Annotated in this window: 15 protein-coding genes; 5 read left to right on the top strand and 10 right to left on the bottom strand. The window is 62.9% G+C overall.

What is annotated here, in order from left to right; all coding sequences use genetic code 11:
- The first annotated feature begins 33 nt into the window (after positions 1-33).
- Complete coding sequence (locus JQ629_RS02065; RefSeq protein WP_212410829.1) at positions 34-375, top strand: hypothetical protein; 342 nt, start codon at positions 34-36, stop codon at positions 373-375.
- Here JQ629_RS02065 and JQ629_RS02060 read toward each other — a convergent pair.
- Positions 349-4,452: a bifunctional diguanylate cyclase/phosphodiesterase gene (locus tag JQ629_RS02060; protein WP_212410828.1), complete on the bottom strand. Its 4,104-nt coding sequence runs from the start codon at positions 4,450-4,452 to the stop codon at positions 349-351. The genes JQ629_RS02065 and JQ629_RS02060 overlap by 27 nt on opposite strands.
- A 380-nt stretch (positions 4,453-4,832) precedes the next feature.
- Between JQ629_RS02060 and JQ629_RS02055 the strand changes: the two genes are divergently transcribed.
- Genes JQ629_RS02055 through JQ629_RS02045 form a run of 3 tightly spaced genes read left to right on the top strand, consistent with a single transcriptional unit; the run spans position 4,833 to position 8,085 of the window.
- On the top strand, positions 4,833-5,885 hold the full coding sequence (locus JQ629_RS02055; protein WP_212410827.1) for an Ldh family oxidoreductase: 1,053 nt from the start codon (positions 4,833-4,835) through the stop codon (positions 5,883-5,885).
- A gap of 31 nt (positions 5,886-5,916) precedes the next feature.
- On the top strand, positions 5,917-7,284 hold the full coding sequence (locus JQ629_RS02050) for an LLM class flavin-dependent oxidoreductase (RefSeq protein WP_212410825.1): 1,368 nt from the start codon (positions 5,917-5,919) through the stop codon (positions 7,282-7,284).
- 15 nt (positions 7,285-7,299) lie between these two features.
- Entirely contained in the window at positions 7,300-8,085 is a 786-nt protein-coding gene (locus JQ629_RS02045) for a fumarylacetoacetate hydrolase family protein (RefSeq protein ID WP_212410823.1), read from the top strand.
- A gap of 151 nt (positions 8,086-8,236) precedes the next feature.
- Here JQ629_RS02045 and JQ629_RS02040 read toward each other — a convergent pair whose 3' ends face one another.
- Together JQ629_RS02040 and JQ629_RS02035 are read right to left on the bottom strand one after the other, a co-directional pair.
- Positions 8,237-9,223: a tripartite tricarboxylate transporter substrate binding protein gene (locus JQ629_RS02040; RefSeq protein WP_212410821.1), complete on the bottom strand. Its 987-nt coding sequence runs from the start codon at positions 9,221-9,223 to the stop codon at positions 8,237-8,239.
- A gap of 24 nt (positions 9,224-9,247) precedes the next feature.
- On the bottom strand, positions 9,248-10,135 hold the full coding sequence (locus tag JQ629_RS02035) for a LysR substrate-binding domain-containing protein (RefSeq protein WP_212410819.1): 888 nt from the start codon (positions 10,133-10,135) through the stop codon (positions 9,248-9,250).
- A 102-nt stretch (positions 10,136-10,237) separates the two neighbouring features.
- Here JQ629_RS02035 and JQ629_RS02030 point away from each other — a divergent pair, with 102 nt between their 5' ends.
- A complete protein-coding gene (locus JQ629_RS02030) occupies positions 10,238-10,996 on the top strand; it encodes a sulfite exporter TauE/SafE family protein (protein ID WP_212410817.1) in 759 nt (252 codons plus the stop codon).
- 63 nt (positions 10,997-11,059) lie between these two features.
- Here JQ629_RS02030 and JQ629_RS02025 read toward each other — a convergent pair whose 3' ends face one another.
- The 7 genes from JQ629_RS02025 to JQ629_RS01995 all read right to left on the bottom strand — a co-directional run bounded on the left by JQ629_RS02025 (position 11,060) and on the right by JQ629_RS01995 (position 16,531).
- Positions 11,060-11,917 (bottom strand): D-amino-acid transaminase, encoded by an 858-nt coding sequence (locus JQ629_RS02025; protein WP_212410815.1) that lies wholly within the window; start codon positions 11,915-11,917, stop codon positions 11,060-11,062.
- Between the two features lie 164 nt (positions 11,918-12,081).
- On the bottom strand, positions 12,082-12,813 hold the full coding sequence (locus tag JQ629_RS02020) for an amino acid ABC transporter ATP-binding protein (RefSeq protein WP_212410812.1): 732 nt from the start codon (positions 12,811-12,813) through the stop codon (positions 12,082-12,084).
- Between the two features lie 9 nt (positions 12,814-12,822).
- On the bottom strand, positions 12,823-13,515 hold the full coding sequence (locus JQ629_RS02015) for an amino acid ABC transporter permease (protein WP_212262950.1): 693 nt from the start codon (positions 13,513-13,515) through the stop codon (positions 12,823-12,825).
- Positions 13,516-13,519: 4 nt separating this feature from the next.
- The gene (locus tag JQ629_RS02010) at positions 13,520-14,251 is read right to left on the bottom strand and encodes an amino acid ABC transporter permease (protein ID WP_212410810.1); all 732 of its coding nucleotides are present in this window, start codon (positions 14,249-14,251) and stop codon (positions 13,520-13,522) included.
- Between the two features lie 80 nt (positions 14,252-14,331).
- Positions 14,332-15,243: an amino acid ABC transporter substrate-binding protein gene (locus tag JQ629_RS02005; RefSeq protein WP_212262952.1), complete on the bottom strand. Its 912-nt coding sequence runs from the start codon at positions 15,241-15,243 to the stop codon at positions 14,332-14,334.
- A 20-nt stretch (positions 15,244-15,263) separates the two neighbouring features.
- Entirely contained in the window at positions 15,264-16,118 is an 855-nt protein-coding gene (locus tag JQ629_RS02000; protein WP_212410808.1) for an alpha/beta fold hydrolase, read from the bottom strand.
- On the bottom strand, positions 16,118-16,531 hold the full coding sequence (locus tag JQ629_RS01995; protein ID WP_212410806.1) for a hypothetical protein: 414 nt from the start codon (positions 16,529-16,531) through the stop codon (positions 16,118-16,120). Before JQ629_RS01995 ends, JQ629_RS02000 begins: the two co-directional genes overlap by 1 nt.
- Positions 16,532-16,773 lie beyond the last annotated feature (242 nt).

Below are 16,773 nucleotides of genomic sequence, written 5' to 3'. Positions count from 1 at the left end.
AAGTTATCATCGGCAAGGTAACAGGACCTTCCGATGCATCCGGCGGCAAAACTGCAGTTTGAGCGCGTTGTCGTCGAATTTGGGCGGTGGCGGGCGCTCGCCGAGGATGAGCGGCCGCCCGCTCCGGCCTGGTGGTGGGGACCGGCGGTCGAGGTACGGGATATCGCCCTGACGCTACCGGCGCATTGGAGCGCCAGATTGGGTTTGCCCGATGGCGCGACTTACGCCGACGGCGCTGATATCCTGTTCCATTCCCTGGCTGGCCAGGTGATCCAGCCCTGGCCCTATGACTTTTCGCGCAAGGTGAGGTCGACGGCTTCGGACGTGCGTGATTTGCATGCGCAGCCGTCAGACGACAGTGCTTTCCAGCCCTGAAGGCGAAGCCGATTCACGCGCCTCGCCGGTGTCGGGTTGCAGCGGCGGCGAGGCCAGCAGCGGCTCGGTCCGAAGCATATCCGCCATCTGCCGCGGCGGCAGCGGTTTGCTGAACAGGAAGCCTTGCATCTCATCGCAGGCATGATTGCGCAGGAACGTCTGCTGCTCGATGGTCTCGACGCCCTCGGCGATGACGGTCATCCCCAACGCCTTGCCCATGCTGATGATCGCCTGCGTGATGGCCTGGTCCTCCGAATCAACGGGCAGATCGCGGACGAAGGAACGGTCGATCTTGATGGTGTCGATCGGGAATTGCTTCATCAGCGACATCGACGAATAGCCGGTGCCAAAATCGTCGATTGCAAGCCGGATGCCGCGGTTCTGGATCGCGTCGAGCACCTTGATCGCCCGCGACACGTTGCGCATCACCATGCTTTCCGTGACTTCGAGTTGCAGCAGCACCGGCGACATACCGCTTGCCAGCAACGCCTCGTCGACATCATGCAACAAATTGGCGTCGGCGAACTGTCGCGGCGACAGGTTGACGGCCATCGTCACCGGCCGCAGGCCGCGGCGTTGCCAGGCCATGTTCTGCGCACAGGCTTCCGTCAGCACCCAGCGGCCGATCGGCACGATCAGCCCGGTCTCTTCCGCCAGCGGAATGAATTGCCCCGGCGATACCAGGCCGAGTTCGGGATGGTTCCAGCGCAACAGCGCCTCGACGCCGGTGATCTGACCGCTCGCCATATCGACCTTCGGCTGGTAGTGCAGCGAAAACTGGTCGCGCTCCAGCGCGCGGCGCAGGGCGCTCTCCAGCGTCAGACGCTCGATCGACTGCGCCTTGATCTCCCTGGTGAAGAAGCGGAAGCTGTTCTTGCCGTCCTCCTTGGCAAGATACATCGCCATGTCGGCGTTCTTGGTCAGCGTCTGCATGTCGGCGCCGTCAGACGGATACATCGCGATGCCGATCGAGGCCGTGGTGTGGCACTCATGCCCGCTGAGCTGCAAGGGCTGGCTCAACACGGACAAAAGACCGCCGGCGATGCGTTCGACCTCGTGCGGTTCAGCGGCCTCTTCCAGGATCACGACGAATTCGTCGCCGCCGAGCCGCGCCACCACGTCGCTCGAACGCAGCGCGCCACGCAGCCTGCCTCCGATTTCCACCAGCAGCATGTCACCGGCGTCATGCCCCAGCGAGTCGTTGATGACCTTGAACCGGTCAAGATCGATGAACAGCACCGCAAACGACCGCTGATAGCGCTCCGCGGCATCGATCGTCCGGCGCAGCATGCCGTTGAACATCTCGCGGTTCGGAAGGTTGGTCAGGCTGTCATGCGAGGCCAGATATTCGATCCGCTCGTCCGCCCGCATCTTTTCGTCGGCGCGGTCAAAATTCTCCAGCGCCAGCGATACGTTGTCGATGAGCCGCTGCAGCAGTTCGGAGAATTCCGGCGTGAACGTATCCTTCTCGATCGCAACGAAGATCATGACGCCAACGACCCGCCCCCGCACCAGCAGCGGGTAGGCTGCGCTCGCACGGGTCCCATCCCTGCGGGCGCGCGCATGGAACACCTGGCTGCGCGGGTCGGCGAGGTAGTCGTTGATGATGCAGGGCTTGCCCGAGCGAATCGCCATGCCGGTGGACCCGCGTCCTTCCGGATGGGCCTTATTGGCGGACACCCGCACCTCGCGCGAACTGGCGGCGGTCGGTCCGGCGGCCGCGACAATGTCCAGATAATCGCTGTCGGTTCTCGTCAGCGCGATGGAAGTGGCGGTAAACTTGCCGCCGTTTGCGGTGGCCTGGCACACCAGATCGAACAACTCGTTGCGCGAACTTGCCCGCACGATGGCTTCATTGGTCGCGCTGAGTGCCGCCAGCATGCGCGTCAGACGTTCTTTCTGCTCCTCAGTCTTCGCCTTCTCGTCGGCGCGCTCGAACGTCTCCAGCGAGAACGACACGTTGTCGGCGAGCCGTTGCAGGAGTTCGGTGAATTCAGGCGTGAACGCGTCCCTTTGCAAGGAGACGTAGAGCATGACGCCTACCACCTGCCCGCGCACGAAGAGGGGAAAGCCGGCGGCTGATCTGGAACCGAGTTCGCGTGCCTTGGCGTGAAATGCCGCGGCGCGCGGATCGGTAAGATAGTCGTTGAAGATACAGGCCTGGCCCGAGCGGAACGTTATCCCGCAAACACCGCGGCCTTCCGGATGCGCTGCATTGATCGACAGGGTGACCTGCCGCGCGCTCTGGCCGGTCGGACCCGCGCCGGCCACGATTTCCATGAAATCGCTGCCGGGCTTTGCCAGCGCGATGGTGGTGGAGGTGAACCTGCCGCCGGTCGCCGCCGCCTCGCAAACCAGTTGATACAGTTCGTCGCGTGATCCCGCCCGAACGATCGCCTCATTGGTCGCGCTGAGCGCGGCGAGCATGCGTGTCAGGCTCTCCTTCTGGCGCTCTGTCTTTGCCTTCTCGTCGGCGCGATCGAAACTTTCGAGCGCAAAAGACACATTGTCGGCCAGCCGTTGCAGCAGCTCGGCAAACTCCGCGGTAAACGTGTCCGCCTGGGAGGAAATGAACAGCATCACGCCGACGATCCGCGCCTCGACCAGCAGCGGAAATGCGGCGCCTGACCTTGCGCCGTCGTTGTCAATCACCTGATCGAACGCATTGTTTCGCGGGCCTGCCAGGAAATCGTTGTTGATGCAGGCCTGCCCGGAACGGAACGCCGTCCCGCAAACCCCGCGGCCTTCCGGAACAGCCGCGCTGATCGAGACCTTCAGACGGCGGGCGTTTTCCGCCGTCGGCCCGGCCGAGGCAACCATGTTGAAGGAATCGCTGTCCGACCTGACGAGGAGGATGCTGGTCGAATTGAAGCGGCCCCCCTGTGCTGCGGCAGCGCATACCAGTTCGAACATCTCGGTGCGCGACCGGGCCCGCATGATCGCTTCATTGGTCGCGCTGAGCGCCGCGAACATCCGCGTCAACCGCTCCTTCTGTTCGTCGGCTTTCGCCTTGGCGTTGGCGCGTTCAAAATTTTCGAGGGCGAACGAGACGTTTTCCCCGATCCGCGCCAGCAGCGCGATGATCTCCTCATCCGCCGCCCATGCCATGCCGACAAAGAACATCACGACGCCGACGCTTTGTCCCGCCTTGATCAGGGGCACTGCGACGCAGGCAACGACGCCGGCCTCACGTCCGGCCTGCTGCCACGGGCCACCCTGCGAGATGTCGTGGTTGACGCAAAGCCGCTGCGTCCGGAACGCCTGACCGGCAACGCCCTTGCCGTAGTCATTGTCGGCATCGATCGAGAAGCGTGTCCGGGTCAGCAGATCGAGGCTCTCGCCGCTGCCGGCCGCAGGCTTCAGCCAGATCGAATCCGGCTCTGACAGCAGGACCACCGTCGCGACCGACTTTCCGCTGTAAACGGCGGCATCGCAAACGCGCTGGTAGAGTTCCTGTTCGGTCTTGGCGCGAAGAATCGCTTCGTTGGTCGCGCTGATGGCGCCGAACATGCGATTCAACCGCCGCATCGTCCGCTCGCCATCCTTGCGCGCAGCTTCATGATCGAAATTGTCGAGGGCGAATGAAATGTTCGCCGACATGCGTTCGAGCAATGCGACGACCGGGGCGTCGATCGACCCGACTTCGCGCCGCGTGACGAGGAAGACGCCGATGCTGCGGCCGTTGCAGGTCAGCGGCAACCCCGCGGCCGCGCCGACCTGTCCGGCAGCGGCACCCTGGCGCCAGGCCAGCGAATGCGCGTCGTTGAGGTAATCGTTGCTGATGCACAGCTTCTGATCGCGGAAAGCCTGCCCGCAAACCCCCGAGCCCTCCGGGGTATCAGCCAGGATCGAAATGTCGATGGCGCGCAGCCTTGCGGTGTCTTCGCCGAAACCGGCCGCAAACCGAAGCAGATTGGTATCGTGGTCCAGCAAAAAGACGGCGGTCGCCAGGAAGTCTCCGCTGGAGAAAGCGGCTTCACAGACCTTTTCGTACAGTTCTTCCGGCGATTTCGCGTACAGGATCGCTTCGTTGGTCGCATTCAACGCCGCAAATGTACGCGCGATACTGGTCTTCACGGCTCTCGAGCTCCCAGCAGACAATAAGGGCCTGCTGCCCCACGGAATTTTATGCGCGGGAGAGGCCTAAATGGTCGTTATTGGCGGCCGGAAGTTGCGATTCAGAGTAAATACCTGCCCAACATCGCAAGGCCTTCCTCCGAAGAACTACGGTCCGTTCACGATTTATCAGCCATGGCAGCGGCGGTGCCTCCGGCGGCCAAGGGCCTGGGCGGCGCGGTAGCCAATTTTCGTCAGATGAAATCCGGACCGCGCGAGCCCGCCTCACGGGCATGCCCGGTACGGATATTCTGCCCTTGCTCTCCCGCCACCGCTTTGAGACCATGCTTCGACAACAACAAGCAAGACCCGCTGCTCGCGGGCATTCGACGAGGAAACCCATGCCGATCGTACAGGCCGACCGTCTCACACGCATCGGCGCGGCACTGCTCAGGGCTGCCGGCGCATCGGATGAGGAAGCCAAAGCGGTCGCCGTCGGCTGCGTCAACGCCAACCTCGCCGGCCACGATTCCCATGGCATCATCGCGATCCCGACCTATATCGACCGCGTCAAGGCCGGCCATATCGTGCCCGGGGCGAAGTGGACCATCGTGCAAGAGTCGCCGACCACGACCGTGATCGACGGCCATTGGGGTTTTGGGTTTCACGTCAACGCCAAGGCGATGGCGCTGACCATCGAGAAGGCGAAGACCGCCAACGTCGCGGCCTGCACGGTGTTTCGCCAGAGCCATGTCGGTCGGCTCGCCGCCTATCCATTGATGGCGATGCAGGAAGGCATGATCGGCATTGCGACCGCCGACTCCGGCCGCTCGCCGAAGATCGTGGCGCCGTTCGGCGGCCGCGAGGCACGGCTCGGCACCAACCCGATCTCGATTGCCGTTCCCTCCGACCTCGACGCACCGTTTTATCTTGACATGGCGACCTCGGCCGTCGCCGCGGGCAAGATTGCGCTGGCCGTGTCGCGCAACGAGGAAATCCCGAAGGGATGGATCGTCGATGCCGAGGGACGGCACACCACAGACCCCGGGGAGTACAAGAAGGGCGGCGCCCTGCTGCCGCTCGGCGGCAGCGAGGGTTACAAGGGCAGCGGCCTTGCCGCGATGGTCGAGGTGCTGTGCGGGCTGCTCACCGGGCTGGGCTTCGGCGTCGAGCCGACCGGCCGCCACAATGACGGATGCTTCATGGCGGTGTTCAACGTCGCGGCGTTCCGGCCGCTGAAGGATTTCAAGAAGGAAGTCGCCGAATTCGCGCGCTATCTGAAAGAGACACCAACGTCCGAAGGTTCCACCGGCGTGTTCTATCCGGGCGAGGTTGAATATATCCGCGAGCAGCAGCGCAAGGTTTCCGGCATCGAAATCGAGGACGCGACCTGGGACAAATTGCGGGCGCTGGCCGGCGAGTACAAGCTCGCGGCCGATCTCGATCTGACATGAAGCCGCGCTTGGCCGATTTGGGGAGAACGATATGACACGGCAAATGGCGATGGTCGGCTTCCTGCAGGCGCAGAACTGCACCAACCTGCCGAGTTCATGGCGGCACCCGGAATCGCGCGACGATTCGATGTCGGCCGACTACTACCAGGAGATCGCCCGGATTCTGGAAGCCGGCAAATTCCACATGGCGTTCTTCGACGACCGGCTGGCAATGCCCGACCGCTACGGCAATGACCACGCCCACACGGTCGAATACGGTATCCGCTGCGTGAAGATGGATCCGATCGTGGTGTTGACCACGATGGGCATGGTCACCGAGAAACTTGGGTTGGCCTCGACCTGCTCAACCACCTATTTCGAGCCGTTCGACGTTGCGCGCCGCTTCGCCACCCTCGATTTGATGACAGGCGGACGCGCCGGCTGGAACGTCGTCACCTCGCTCAATGACGGCGAGGCCCACAACATGGGCAAGGATGCCCATCTCGAACATGACTACCGCTACGACCGCGCCGACGAGTTCATGGAGGTCGTGCTCGGTCATTGGGACACCTGGGAAGACGGCTCGCTGATCATGGACAAGAAGAGCGGCCGCTTTGCCGATCCGGCCAAGGTCAGGCGGCTCGACCACAAGGGCCAATTCTTCAAGTCGCGCGGTCCATTCACCGTGCCGCGTTCGGCGCAAGGCCATCCCGTCATCATCCAGGCCGGCGCCTCCGGCCGCGGCCAGCGCTTTGCGGGGCGATGGGGCGAGGTGATTTTCACCGCCGCGCGCAACGTGGCCGCCGCCAAGGAGGGCTATGCGGCGGTCCGCAACGAAGCCGCGAAAGCCGGCCGCGATCCCGACCAGATGTTCCTCTGCAACCTCACCACACCCGTCTGCGGCGCGACCAGGAGCGAGGCCGAGGACAAGATGGCTGTCATCAACAAGCTGCCGCTGCAGATCGATGCGCTGTCGCTGCTCGCGGAGGCGCTGAACTACGACTTCGCCTCCAAGCCGCTCGACGAACCCCTGACAACAGAAGAGCTCAAGAGCATGCAGGGCATCCTGGGCATTCGCGACGGCGTGCTCAAGAATTCAGGCAAGACCAATCCCAGCGCGCGCGACTTCGTCACCTTCTCCGGCCGCGGCCAGGTGCAGGACGCAATCGTCGGCGGCCCGAAGGAAATTTCGGACAAGCTAGAGGAGATGTTCGTCGAGCGCGGCTGCGACGGCTTTGTCATCGCCGCCACCATCGTGCCCGGCTCCTACGCCGACTTCGTCAAGCATGTCGTGCCGGAACTGCAGCGCCGCAGCCTATTTCACAAGGATTATGCCGGCAAGACCTTGCGCGAGAATCTAGGCCTGCCGCGCACCGCCGCCGGCGCCTGGAAGGCCAAGCCGCAGGCCGCAGCCGAATAAAGCAAAGGACACTTCATGCGTTGGCTCAAATTCACCGCCGCCGGAAACACATCCTGGGGCCTCGTCGAGGGCGACAAGGTCATGTCAGTCAGCGGCGATCCCTTTGGCGAATGGCAGCGCGGCGCGCAAACCCATGCGCTCAAGGACGTGAAGATCGAACTGCCGCTGATCCCGCGCACGTTCTATTGCGTCGGGCTGAACTATCTGAAGCATCTGAAGGAAGCCGCCGACAAGGCCGGCACGGTCCCGAACGTGCCTGATCGTCCCGAGATCGGCTACCGCGCGCAGAACGCGCTGATCGCCCATGATGAGGACGTGGTGATCCCGGCGACCGCGACCGAGAAAATCCATTACGAAGGCGAACTCGTCGTCGTCATCGGCAAGAAGGCAAAACACCTCAACGAAGCCAACGCGATGTCCTGCGTGTTCGGCTACACCATCGGCAACGACGTCAGCGAACGCACCTGGCAGAAGGCCGATCGCTCGCTGTGGCGCTCCAAGAATGCCGACACCTTCAAGCCGATGGGCCCATGGATCGAGACCGAGGTCGATCTCGACCGGATGGAAACCGCGATCCGTGTCAACGGCAAGGAGACCGGCCGCTTCCGCACCAACGAGATGATCTTCGGTATCGTTCCGTTCATCGTCGAACTGACGAAATATTTCACGCTGTGGCCCGGCGACGTGATCTGGATGGGCACCGACGGCGCTTCGCCGGATCTGAAGGCCGGCGACGTGGTCGAGATCGACATCACCGGCATCGGCACGCTGCGGAACAGATTCGTGGCGGACAAACGGTAGAGCGCGGTGGGTTAGGTTGAGGCGGCCGACACGCATTTCTCCCCGTCATCCTGAGGTGCGCGCCCTTGCGCGCCTCGAAGGATGAATACGGCCCGTGGCCCATCCTTCGAGGCTCGCTCCGCTCGCACCTCAGGATGTTACGCCTCGCGCTCTATTCGATCTTGATCCCGGCGTCCTGGATCACCTTGCGCCACCGCGCTTCCTCGACGCTGAAATAGCGGTCGAGCGCTGCGGGCGGCTCTGCCACCATCACGAGGCCTTCATTGACGCCGAGCTTCTTGAACGCCTCTGACTGGACGGCCTTGGCGGCCGACTTGTTCAGGAGGTCGATGACCTCTGGCGGCGTTCTGGCGGGCGCGTACAGGCCGTACCAGGCTTCTGCCGCGTAACCGGGAACACCGGCTTCCGACACCGTCGGCAATTCCGGGAAGGCCGGCGAGCGCTCGGCCGACGTCACCGCGATCGCGCGCAACTGGCCGGCCGCGACCAGCGAGGCGGCGCTGGCGATCGTGGTAAAGATCACCTGGATCTGTCCGCCGAGCAGGTCGGTGATCGCGGGTGCCGCGCCCTTGTACGGCACGGTGGTCAGGTTGACCTTGGCCATGTGCTTGAACAATTCGCCGGCCAGATGCGCCGAGGTTCCGGTGCCATAGGTGCCGTACGACAATTTATTCGGCTCGGCCCTGGCCACCGCAATCAAATCGCCGATCGATTTGATCGGCGACGCCGGATTGACCACGACGAGGTTGAAGGAGCGCGCGATCAACGCCACCGCCGCAAAATCCTTGTGCGCATCGTAAGGCAGCTTCGTGTTCAGGCTTGGATTGACGGCATTGGCAAAGGTCCCCATCAACAGCGTGTAGCCGTCAGGCGCGCTGGCCGCGACCGACTGCGTGCCGATGATGGTGCCCGCGCCCGGCTTGTTCTCGATGATGATGGAGGCGCCGAGATCCCTGGCCATCTCCTGCGCCAGCGTCCGCGCAATCACGTCGGTGCCGCCGCCCGGTGCGAACGGCACCACGATCCTGATGGTCCGGTCGGGATAGCCTGCTGCGAATGCGCGCGGATTCGAAAACGCAAGACACGCGGCAAGCGCCAATAGCGCGGACAGGATCTTCGTATCGCGCTCAAATTGCATGTTTGAACATACCACAAACCACCATCAAGCAGATGTTGGTTTCGATCCCAATGATTCGAGCAACCAGGCGCGCAGTACCGCCAGACCGGGATCGTCGCGGCGGAAGGGGCGATAGACCAGATACCAGGCCCGCTTCTTCGGGACGGTGATCGAAAACGGCGCCACCAGGCGTCCCCTCGCCATATCGTCCTCGACATAGGGACGCAGCCCGATCGCGACGCCGATCCCGTCCACCGCTGCCTGCAGCGCCATCGCGTAATTGCCGAAGCTCGGCCCGTGCACCTTGCCGCGCGGCTTCACCCCGGCCGCCGCGAGCCACAGACTCCAGTCTTCCGGCGAGTGCGACACCTGCAGCATGTCTTGACGGGTCAGCTTCGAGGGGCTGCTGAGACGCGCCGCGACCGCCTTGGTGCAAACCGGAAAGAGGTCGGTCGTAAACAGCAATTCGGATTCGTAGCCTGCCCAGTTGCCGTCGCCGAGCAGGATTCCGCAGGTCCAGTCGTCGCGAAACGGATTGATCGCGCCGCCGGTCGAGAGCCGGACGTCGATTTCGGGCTGCTGTTCGTAAAAGCCGCGCAGCCGCGGGATCAGCCAGCGGACCGCAAACGAGGGGCCGACACCAAGCGTCAGCACCGGCGTGGTGCGCATCGCCGTGACCTGCTCGGCAATGCCGGCGATGGCGTCAAAGGCCGAAGTCAGGCCGGGCTGCAGCGCCTTGCCTTGCGGCGTCAGGTCGAGGCCGTTGGCCCGGCGCTCGAACAGTTGAAAGCCGAACCGCTCCTCGAGCAGCCGCACCATGCGGCTGACGGCCGCCTGCGTCACGTTCAGCTCGGCCGCGGCGCCGACGAAGCTGCCATGGCGGGCAGCCGCCTCGAAGGCGCGCAATCCATTCAGCGAAGGCAGGCGTCGCATCGGACAGACCAAGTTTTCCTGAGCCTATGGGTCAGATAAACCCGTTTGCGCGGCGGCTGTCAAATCCGCGATGAAGGCCCATCGAATTTCATGGAGGTCACCATGATCAGTGTGCCTTTCGCCGCAGCGCTCGCCACGTCCGTGCTGTCCACCTCGTTCATTTCGGGGGTGTTCGGCATGGCCGGCGGCATGATCCTGATGGGTTTGCTGCTTGCATTCATGCCTTTGGCGCCGGCGATGGCCCTGCACGCCATCACCCAGATCGCCTCCAACGCCGCCCGCGCCTGGCTCTGGCGGCAGCATATCTGCTGGCCGATCGTGGCGCGCTACGCCGCCGGCGCACTGATAGCAGCGCTTGCCATCGCGTTCGGACCGGTCACGCCGACCAAGCCGATGGCCCTAATTTTCATTGGCCTGGTGAGCCTGGTCGGGCTTGCACTGCCGGCCCGGTGGACGCCCAACGTCATGGACCCCCGGCAGGCCGTCGGCTGCGGCACCCTCTGCACGGCGCTGCACCTGACCTGCGGCGTCTCAGGTCCGATGCTCGACCTGTTCTTCGTGCGCTCCGATCTCGGCACCAGACAGATTGTCGCGACCAAGGCCGCGATCAACACCGGCGGACATTTGGTCAAGCTGGTCTATTTCGGTCACGCGCTTTTCGCCGGAGGCGGCGCGATTTCACCGGTCGCGATCGTGCTCGCCATCGTGGCGGCGCTGCTCGGAACGCAGCTGTCGCGAATCCTGCTCGAAGCCATCGACGACGCCTGCTTCCGGCAATGGTCGCAGCGGCTGATCGCGGCGATCGCCGTCGTCAGCCTCGCGCAGGGCGTCGTCCTTCAATTCGAAGAGCTGAGGCGGTGACGCTGATCGCCATCGGCCTCTGGCGCCATTTACCTGGTGAAAGCGAAGCGGGCCTAGCGTCGCTTAGACGGCCGTCGCCTTGGCGAACTCGACATAGATTTCGCGCAGGCGATCGGTCATCGGGCCGGGCTTGCCGGTCGCGACTTTCTTGCCGTCGATCGATACCACCGCCTGCACGAACACGGTGGCGCTGGTGATGAAGGCCTCCTTCGCGGCCAGCGCCTCGTCCACCGTAAACGCGCGCTCCTCGATCCGGAGCTGGCGTTCTTCGGCCAGCTTGACCACCGCCTTGCGGGTGCAGCCCGGCAAGATCTCGCTGCCGTTCTGCCGCGTCACCAGCACGTCGTCCTGCGTCAGGATGAAGGCCGAGGACGAGCCGCCCTCGGTGACCTTGCCGTCCTCGATCATCCAGGCCTCACCGGCGCCGGCCACGGCTGCCGCCTGCTTTGCCAGCACTTGCGCCAGCAGCGCCACGCTCTTGATGTCGCGGCGGGTCCAGCGCAGATCAGGCACGGTGATGACGGCAATCCCCGTCTTGGCCGACGGTGCGTTGATGATGTCCTTGACGGAGGTAAACATGACCAGCGTCGGCTTGACGCCCTTTGGAAACGCAAAATCGCGGCCGGTGTCGGCGCCGCGCGTCACTTCCAGATAGACCATGCCGTTGACGAGATTGTTGCGCGCCACCAGTTCCTTCTGGATTTCCTGAATCCGTTCGATGGTCTCTGGCAACGCCAGCTCGATCTCGCCGACCGAACGCTCCAGCCGCGCCAGATGCGAGGCATTGTCGATCAGCTTGCCGTCCAGCACGGCCGCGACCTCATAGATGCCGTCGGCAAACAGGAAGCCGCGGTCGAGAATCGACACCTTGGCGTCCGCCATGGGCACGAATGAACCGTTGACGTAAGCGATCTGTTCCAAGCGAAGTCTCCTGAGGGCGCGAAGGGGTGTTGGGGACTCATATACGCAAATTGATAATACGGATAAACCCTCAACGTCATTCCGGGGCGATGCGAAGCATCGAACCCGGAATCTCGAGATTCCGGATTCAGCCCTAACGGGCTGCTCCGGAATGACGGTGGCGGCTAATGCGACAGAATCTTCGACAGAAACTTCTGCGCGCGGTCGCTGCGCGGCTTGCCGAAGAAGTCGTCTTTCTGCGCATCCTCGACGATCTCGCCCTGGTCCATGAAGATCACGCGATGCGCCACCTTGCGGGCAAAGCCCATTTCGTGGGTCACGACCATCATGGTCATGCCCTCGCGGGCCAGATCGACCATCACGTCCAGCACTTCGCTGATCATTTCGGGATCGAGCGCCGAGGTCGGTTCGTCGAACAGCATGGCGATCGGATCCATCGCCAGCGCGCGTGCAATCGCCACACGCTGCTGCTGTCCGCCTGACAATTCGGCCGGGTATTTGTTGGCATGAACCTTCAATCCGACGCGGTCGAGCAGCTTGGCGCCCTTGGCCATCGCCTCGTCATGGGACCGGCCCAGTACCTTTTCCTGCCCCAGACACAGGTTCTCGATGATCCTCAGATGCGGGAACAGTTCAAAATGCTGGAACACCATGCCGACGCGGGCGCGCAGCTTCGGCAGGTCGGTCTTGGGATCATTGACCTTGATGCCGTCGAGGATGATCTCGCCTTCCTGGATCGGCTCCAGCGCGTTGACGCATTTGATCAACGTCGACTTGCCCGAACCTGACGGACCGCACACGACAACCACTTCGCCCTTGGCGACCTTGGTCGTGCAATCCTTCAACGCCTGGAAGGTCGGCCCGTACCATTTATTGACGTGATTGATTTCGATCATACGCGTTCCCTAACGGACAATACTGATGCGCGCCTGCAGGCGCCGGACGGCGAACGAGGCGGCGCAGGAAATCGTGAAATAGACCACCGCCGCGAACAGGTACATCTCGACCAGCCGGCCGTCGCGCTGCGCAACCTTGCTCGCCGCGCCGAGGAAATCCGGCATCGACAGCACGTAGACCAGCGAAGTGTCCTGGAACAGCACGATGGTCTGGGTCAGCAGCACCGGCAACATGTTGCGGAACGCCTGCGGCAGCACGACGTAGCGCATGGTCTGCGCGTAGGTCATGCCGAGCGCATTGGCCGCGGCAGGCTGGCCCTTGGAGATCGACTGGATGCCGGCGCGCATGATCTCGGAAAAATACGCCGCCTCGAACATGATGAAGGTGACGAGCGCGGAGGTGAAGGCGCCGACACTGATCGGGCGCGACGCGCCGGTCAGCCATTGCCCGACATAGGGCACCAGGAAATAGAACCAGAAGATCACCAGCACCAGCGGCAGTGACCGCATGAAGTCGACGTAAAGCCCGGCGATCCGGCCAAGCACTTTGAAACCGGATAGCCGCATCAGCGCGATCAGCGTGCCGAAGATGATCCCGCCGAGCGCCGAGAGCCCGGTCAGCGTCAGCGTAAACGCCATGCCGTCGAGAAACAGGTAGCCGAGCGAACGGCGGATGACGTCGAAATCGAAATTGGCGAACATGTGGTTATTTCCCCGTGATGTAGCCGGGGATCGCCAGGCTGCGTTCGAGGAAGCGCATGCCGGTGACGACGATGATGTTGATCAAAAGATACATCACGGTCGCGGCGGTGAAAGCCTCGAACACCTGGAACGAGAACTCCTGCATCGACCGCGCCTGGCCGGTCAGTTCGATCAGGCCGATGGTGATCGCGACCGCCGTGTTCTTGATGGTGTTGAGGAACTCCGAGGTCAGCGGCGGCATGATGATTCGGAATGCAATCGGCAGCAGCACGTAGCGATAGCCCTGCAACGTCGTCAGCCCGAGCGCGGTCGCGGCCTGCTTTTGCCCGCGCGGCAGCGAGGCGATGCCGGCGCCCAATTGCACGGCGACGCGCGCCGACATGAACAGGCCGATCCCGATCGCCGCGGTATAGAACGGCGCATTGGGCATCTGTTTCAGCCACAGCCCCCAGCTGCGTGGCAGCAATTCGGGCAGCACGAAGAACCACAGGAACAGCTGCACCAGAAGCGGCATGTTGCGGAAGAATTCGACCCAGGCGAAGCCGATCCAGTAAGCGGTCTTCGACGGCAGCGTCCGCAACACGCCGATGACAGAGCCGAATATCAGCGCGATGATCCAGGCGAAGATCCCGGTCTGGATGGTAAGCCACAGTCCCGACAGCAGCATATGGAAATAGGTGCCGGTCCCGCCCGGGGCCGGCTCGAAGAAGATGCTCCAGTTCCAATTATAATTCACGAAGGCCTACCGTCCGCTGCGCCACCGAAACGTACCCATGCAATGGTTGGGCCATTGCATGGGCAGAAGCATCTATTTGCTTATTTGTAGGCGTCCGGATCCGGCGAGTCAGACGGCTTGGCGTACTGGTTCTTCAGCTCCGCGCTGATCGGCGAGTTCAGGTTCAGGCCCTTGGGCGGGATCTTCTGGGTGAACCATTTGTCGTAGATCTTCTGGCCCTCGCCGCCCGTATAGAGCGCTGACGTGGCGGCATCGACCACCTTCTTGAAGGCCGGGTCGTCCTTGCGCAGCATGATGCCATAGGGCTCCGGCTTGGAGAACGCGTCCTTGGAGATCACGTAGTCATCCGGCGCCTTCGAGCCGGCAACCAGGCTCGCCAGCAGGATGTCGTCCATCACGAACGCCACCGCGCGGTCGGTCTCGACCATCAGGAAGGCTTCGGCGTGGTCCTTGGCCGGAATGATGTTGGCGCCGAGCTTTTTCTCCGCATTGGCTTCGGTCAGCTGCTTGATGTTGGTGGTGCCCGATGTCGAAACCACCGCTTTGCCCTTCAGATCGTCGATCGAGTTGATCTTGCTCGACTTCTTCGAGACGTAGCGGCTCGCGGTCAGGAAGTGGGTGTTGGTGTAGGCGATCTGCTTCTGGCGTTCGGCGTTGTTGGTGGTCGAGCCGCATTCCAGATCGATGGTGCCGTTGGCCAGCAGCGGAATCCGGGTCGACGACGTCACCGGATTGAGCTTGACCTCGAGCTTGTCAAGCTTGAGCTCCTTCTTCACGGCATCGACGATCTTGTAGCAGATGTCCATGGCGTAGCCGACCGGCTTCTGGCTGTCATCGAGATAGGAGAAGGGAATTGACGAATCCCGGAAGCCGAGCGTGATGGCCCCGGTATCCTTGATGTTCTTCAACGTTCCGGTGAGTTCCTGCGCCATCGCCGGCGTGGCGCACAACGCGCCGGCCAGCGCGTAGCCAATCATGTAATTGCGGTTCATACTTGTACTCCTTGTGTGGTTTACGTCGATCGTTCGAGGATTTCGCCGAGCACCGGCGAAATGTAGCGGCGAAACTGTTCGGGGTTCTCGCTCATCGGAAAATGACCAAGCTGCTCCATTATCGTAACACTGGCGCCCCCGATAGCGGCAGCAGTCCTCGTCGTGTCTTCCGGCGTACAGGAGAAATCATACTCGCCCGTGAGCAGAAACAGCGGGCATACTTTAGTATCGATCCTCTCCACCCGGCCGCGCAAGTCGCCATCGACCCGATAAAAATATAGATCGCCCTTGAAAATCCCCGGACCGCCCTGCTTGTAACCCCATAACGTTTCGGCTCGCGAGGCTTGCGGGCTCTGCGGGGCAATGAGACCCGACACCAAGGCTGCGCAGACCTCGCCGCCATGGACGTCGGGGCGGTTGAGCCATGTGGTGTCATACCACGGCGCCTGGAAATCCGCCGCCTCCAGCCCGATCAGCGCACGGAATTCAGCGGCGTGGTCGATCGCAAGGTTGAGCACGATGCGGCCGCCGATCGAGCAGCCCATCACCACGGGCTTTTCCAGCCGCAGCGCCTTGCAGAAGGCGCGGATAGTCTCTGTGTAGCGCGCGGTGGTGAGCTGGTACTCGTCCCCGTTCCAGCTCGCCGGCGGATTCGATTTGCCGTGCCAGGGCATATCGAAGGCGATGATCCGAAAATTCTTCGCGAACTCCTCATCGGCGAGCAGATGCCGCCATTGCCGCGCATCGGAGCCCGCGGTGTGCAGGCACACCAGCGGAATGCCGGCGCCGTTTTCCTCGAAATAGACCCGATGCATTTCGCCGCCGATGTCGACATGGACATAGCGGCCGATCATCGGCTCGACGTAACCGCTCATCAGGCAGCCACCGCGAAATGGTGCCGCGGCAAGGCCAGCACATCCTTGAAATACTGCAGATGCGCCATGAAGGGATGCAGATCGCCCTCAAGGGCCGCTTCGCCACGCTTGGTCAGGGCGAGCAGATCATGCCAGCCCGGCCGCGGCTCGGATTGCCAGTACGCCGCCCAGGCTGCAGGCGAGGCGCGATAGGAAAACCGCCACGACCGCATCAGCACCGGCGCCGGCGTCAGATCGACGATCCGGCCGGCACGGATCGAGGCGTGAAAGGGATGGCCGATCGGCCCGAGCAGGCATTCGCAATCGAGAAACCGGCCGCGAACGATCAGCGCCGGCGTCTGTTCGAGAAGCGCAGGGATTGCGGCGAATGCCTTGATAACCGCGGCGTCGGTTGCGTTCGAAGCTGAACTCATGCGCTCCAGGCAGGATTCCCTGCAATGCCCACATTGGCAAACTGAACGGAACCACCCCGTCCGACCGGACCTATGATGGCCTGAAAGCCCAGGCCTTCGCAAGACACCGCGACTCCCACCTTGATCGTAGGCCTGGATCCGCCAAATGCTCAAACTGCGCCATGGCTCGAACGGCCGGTCGCGGAGAGATGTTTCCCGGTTTCGTCCGCCGACCCGCTGCGATCAAATTCCGTATCTCGGGA

Origin of the sequence: Bradyrhizobium sp. AUGA SZCCT0222 (assembly GCF_018130205.1) — a bacterium.
Taxonomy (GTDB): domain Bacteria; phylum Pseudomonadota; class Alphaproteobacteria; order Rhizobiales; family Xanthobacteraceae; genus Bradyrhizobium.
Note: the sequence above shows the minus strand (reverse complement) of the source record. Positions and strands in the feature narration are given on the sequence as shown.